The organism is Tunicatimonas sp. (genome assembly GCF_049647865.1).
In the GTDB taxonomy this organism is placed as follows: Bacteria; Bacteroidota; Bacteroidia; order Cytophagales; family Cyclobacteriaceae; genus Tunicatimonas.
Window position 1 is genome coordinate 1 of sequence record NZ_JBARYM010000358.1, and the last position, 4,389, is coordinate 4,389.

Sequence of the window (4,389 nt, forward strand, 5' to 3'; positions counted from 1 at the left end):
CATTGAGAAAAGGATTGGTGGTGGTGCAGTTTGCGGCTTCCATTATGCTGATTGCTGGAACCTTCATCGTCTATCATCAGCTAGAGTTTATGCGGAGTAAGGACTTGGGTATCTCTACCAATTACGTGGTTGGCTTTCTTAGGCCTGAGGTAGGTCGTGAACAGTGGGAAGAGCATACATCTCAAGTAGAATCTTTTCAGGAGACTCTCCGTCAGCATACAGCGATAAAAGATGTAGGAGGCACTTCCAGCATTCCGGGAGGCGATGACGGAGATATTGACTACGTTACCTCAAAGATCGGATTGGTAGGACTGAGTGAACTCATGCCTGGATCTACCTATTTACAAAGTATTGATGAGTACTTTTTAGAGGCAGTAGATATGCAACTGCTCGCCGGAAGAAACTTTGACCGCAACCGTAAGGCTGACTCTATGGTAGTAATGGTTAATCAGACGTTTCTCAAAAAATTTAACCTTGCTACCCCTGATCAGATACTGCATGAGATGGTTCAGTTTGATTGGGAAGGGGGGCACAACAAATTTGAAGTTATTGGCATTGTCAAAGATTTTAATCGGACCTCTCTACGGTCGGATGTAGAGCCTACGATTTATTTTCCGTCCTACATTCCCCGAGCCTTTGTACTAAAACTAAAACCGGAAAGCTATACGGCGGGTTTAGCGCACCTAAACGAAACCTGGGATAAGTTCTTCCCCGATGCACCGCTGGATTATACCTTTCTGGATGATCGGTTTGCTGCATTATATGAACAAGACCAACGCTTCGGTCAGATATTTGGCACCTTTGCTGGGCTGGCTATTTTCATTGCGATGCTAGGCTTATTCGGCCTTTCATCCTTTATGGCCGTGCAACGAACGGCGGAAGTGGGGGTACGTAAAGTGCTAGGGGCCACTTTACCTAGCATTATCGGAATCTTCTACCGCGATTTTCTGGTGCTGTTAGGCATTGCTGGTCTTATCAGCCTACCTGTGGTATACTACGGCATGAACGGTTGGCTCCAGAGCTACGCCTATCGCATAGATTTTCCGTGGTTACTGGCGGGAGCAGCCTTATTGATTGTCGTCTTTTTTGCCTTGCTAACGGTAGGTTACCAAGTGTATCAAGTAGCGGTGCTCAACCCAGCCAAAACGTTGCGGCATGAGTAAGTAATGAATAAAATAGCTAGCCAATAGACTTCAAACTTTCATGATTAAACGCTGTCGTATTCAGCTACGCTACGAATCAAAGAAATTGGGATACGCAAGGTGCTAGGAGCGAGCGTGAGTCATCTGATGCTACTACTTTCTCGCGAATACTTGGTTTTGCTGTTTATTGCTATCGGATTAGCTGTTCCAGCTACGATCGTTGGTGGTAAGGCTTGGCTGGAAAATTACGCCTACAAAACCGAGATAGGCTTTGACCTATTGATGGCACCCGGTGCGATTCTATTGCTTATCTCGGTTTTAACAGTTAGCTATCGTACTTACGCTACGGCCAAGACTAATCCGGCGGAATCATTGAAGGCAGAGTAAATTTGTTATTCCGACTTCATCTCTGACTTACTAAAAAAATACGTCACTAATCCAGCTGCGATAATACCCAGACCAATTAAGCTTTCGGTGGGGCGGTCGTAGAGCGTGTAGGCGAGAATCCAGCCGCTGAAGACAATAAAGATATACTGCGCGTAAGGATAGAAAGGACTCTTAAAGTTATCTGCACTTTTGTCTTTTTTTAGAAAAAGCACACTGGCCACGGCCAAGGTGCTCATGAGCTGTAGAACAAATCCGGTGTAAAGTAAAATCTGTTCAAAGGTTCCGGTTAGGGTGAGCGCAATACTGATAAACACATGTGCCCAAACGGTGCGTACCGGAATACCCAGCGAGTTAACCGGACGCAATGCCTTCCACAAACTGTGCTCCTTAGCCATTGCGTGGGTTACTCGGGAACCCGCCCAAATATAACCACTAATGGTAGCTACCAACTGCACTGCAATAAAAAAACTTACCCACCGACTACCGCTGGTTTCAAATAAATTAGAGAATGCAATAGTCGCTACTTCTACATTTCCCCCTAACTGCTCCAGCGAAGCATGTTTTAGAAAAATTAGCTGAAGCAAAACGTAGAGTATAGTTACCAGTATGCTTCCAAGAATAAGTGCTCGGGGCAAACCACGTTGAGCATCTTTAATCTCGCCAACAATGTAGGCTGCCACATTCCAGCCGGTGTAGGCGTAGGTTACGTAGATGAGTGAAACGGCAAAACCCGGGGTGGTCAATTCCTGTGTCCAGGAAGTACGAAAGCTAATAGCGTTTGTTGAAATCGCTGGAGTATAAGCGATACCTACTCCGATAAGCACCAGCACAAATGCCAGCTTGATAACGGTAGTCACATTCTGAAATCGCCCACTCTGTTTGATGCTGAACGAGTGCATTACACCTACTAGCAAAATAACACTGATGGCTAGCATATTGGATTCCTGGATTCCAAACGGTGCTAAGTATTGCGTCATAGCAATAGCGGCAATGGCTACTGGGGCCGAAAAACCAACTACGAGTGAAGCCCAGCTAGTTAGATACCCTAGTACCGGATGAAAGATGCGGGAAAGAAAGATGTAATCTCCGCCTGATTGTTTGAAATGGGTGCCCAACTGCGCGTAGCTAAACGCTCCAAACAAAGCCAGTATTCCACCAATTAGCCACAATAGAATAATGCTAGTGGTGTTTTGTACGTCTAGTAACTGATAACCTAAGCTGGTAAAGACTCCCGTACCTACCATATTAGAAACTACCAGAGCGGTAGCGGTCTTCCAGGAAATTTTAGTGGTAGCATTCACAAAGTAGAAGTAAGCAGGCTATGCTGGCAAGTTACAGCCCGTAGCTAGAAAAACAACCGCCTAGCTATACTTTCATCGGCAGTCCTCATCATCCTGCTGTGAGGAGGTACGGAGTCTGTAGAATTTGATGAGGCTAAATATGCTGAGGCAGCATAATAGTTTTTCCGTATTTAACCCCACCGGATTCAATTATTCGAAAAGCAGTATTGATACTTTATCGCTAACACTTTAATATTCTCTTAATCATCTTCTATTCCCTAAGACGGTTGCGTTTTGGGTACGTGGCGGCCTCAATAAAATGCCGGTAAGAATTGATGGGTTATTCCATACAAAACCCCTCACTAAAAATAGTATGCTAGCATACTTCCTATAAATAATAATATTTGATGATAGTATACAAATTTTGATTGATGCAACTAAAAGTGACTTTTAGAAAGCTCAGATAGCATAGGTAAGTTTTTTGACAATTGTTATAAAATTATTCTGATAGCAGAGCAGTTTGGTGAGTGTATAGATCTTAAAAAAGCGTTATAACGGGTAAATACAGGGCAAAATACACGATGAGCAAAATTTCAATTTAATAATAGCTTGCTTTTTTGTTTTCCTTACTAAAGTAAGAAATGAGTAATTGTTATTAATATTAAGTAATTTTTTGCTTCTACTTTTACGGGCGTTGGTTGATGTAGGCAATACCAATTTTTTTACTAAATGTACGTTCAGCTATGAATCCTGATACTCTGAATAAATTCCGCGATACTTTTCAAGTAAGTAAAAGTTTAATAGAAGAAAATAGAAAACTTACTAAAAAGGCTATTAATAATACTCTTAAAGGGGAACAGAAAACGAAAAATGTAGCTATTTCTGTTAACCAACTGAATCGCTCTCGCCAAAACCTTGTTTCTACTATTAACGCTTACTTCAGGGTACAGCAAAATTCCCCTCTAGAAAATTACGATCCTAAAGATCTGGCTACACATATGCTACTGCATGATGTTCGCGGACCTATCGTTAATATAGTTAGTCTGGTTCAGTTAATTAAGCGCGATAGTAATCTATCTGAGGAGCTTTCACAGCTCATAGATTTAGTAGAGAAACAGGCGGAGAAAGTTCATGATCGGACTCAAAGTCATGCCGTTTACCATCAACTGGAATTAGGAGCTTATCAGCCCCAGGAGGAACCTGTTGATTTGCTTCAAATTTTCTGTAAAATCCAAAGTAACATCCAACGAAAGCAGTTTGCCAATCCGATTGAAATATGGATAGATGGTCAACCCGCTACTGCAATTCAGCACTGCACCATTCAGGGTGACTCGCTGTTGATGGAGCTATTGCTACAAAATTTAGTGCAAAACGCGGTAGAAGCTTCACTTGGGAGTGCTCCAGTACGAGTAGACATTAGCAGTAATCTTCCGGTTCAGCAAGTTGGGCAAAAACAGTTAGAAGATATACCAACTACCAGCATCTCTATTCATAATCAAGGAGTTATTCCCGTAGTTATGCAGGACCAGTTTTTTGAAAAGTATGCTACCTACGGCAAAACGAAGGGAACCGGACTAGGT

The 4,389-nt window shown here is 42.7% G+C and carries 4 protein-coding genes; 3 read left to right on the forward strand and 1 reads right to left on the reverse strand.

From position 1 onward, the window contains the following. Together WBA23_RS10615 and WBA23_RS10620 are read left to right on the forward strand one after the other, a co-directional pair. The coding region (locus WBA23_RS10615) for an ABC transporter permease (protein ID WP_424582254.1) at window positions 1-1,163 on the forward strand (1,163 nt) is incomplete at its 5' end. A gap of 51 nt (window positions 1,164-1,214) precedes the next feature. Beyond that, window positions 1,215-1,529: an ABC transporter permease gene (locus tag WBA23_RS10620; protein WP_424582257.1), complete on the forward strand. Its 315-nt coding sequence runs from the start codon at window positions 1,215-1,217 to the stop codon at window positions 1,527-1,529. A 5-nt stretch (window positions 1,530-1,534) separates the two neighbouring features. Here the strand turns inward: WBA23_RS10620 and WBA23_RS10625 are convergent, their stop codons facing one another. Next, entirely contained in the window at window positions 1,535-2,830 is a 1,296-nt protein-coding gene (locus WBA23_RS10625) for an APC family permease (RefSeq protein ID WP_424582255.1), read from the reverse strand. A 722-nt stretch (window positions 2,831-3,552) separates the two neighbouring features. On the opposite strand from WBA23_RS10625, the gene WBA23_RS10630 reads away from it, so the two are divergent. Then, a partial coding sequence (locus tag WBA23_RS10630) for a hypothetical protein (RefSeq protein ID WP_424582256.1) occupies window positions 3,553-4,389 on the forward strand: 837 nt, incomplete at its 3' end.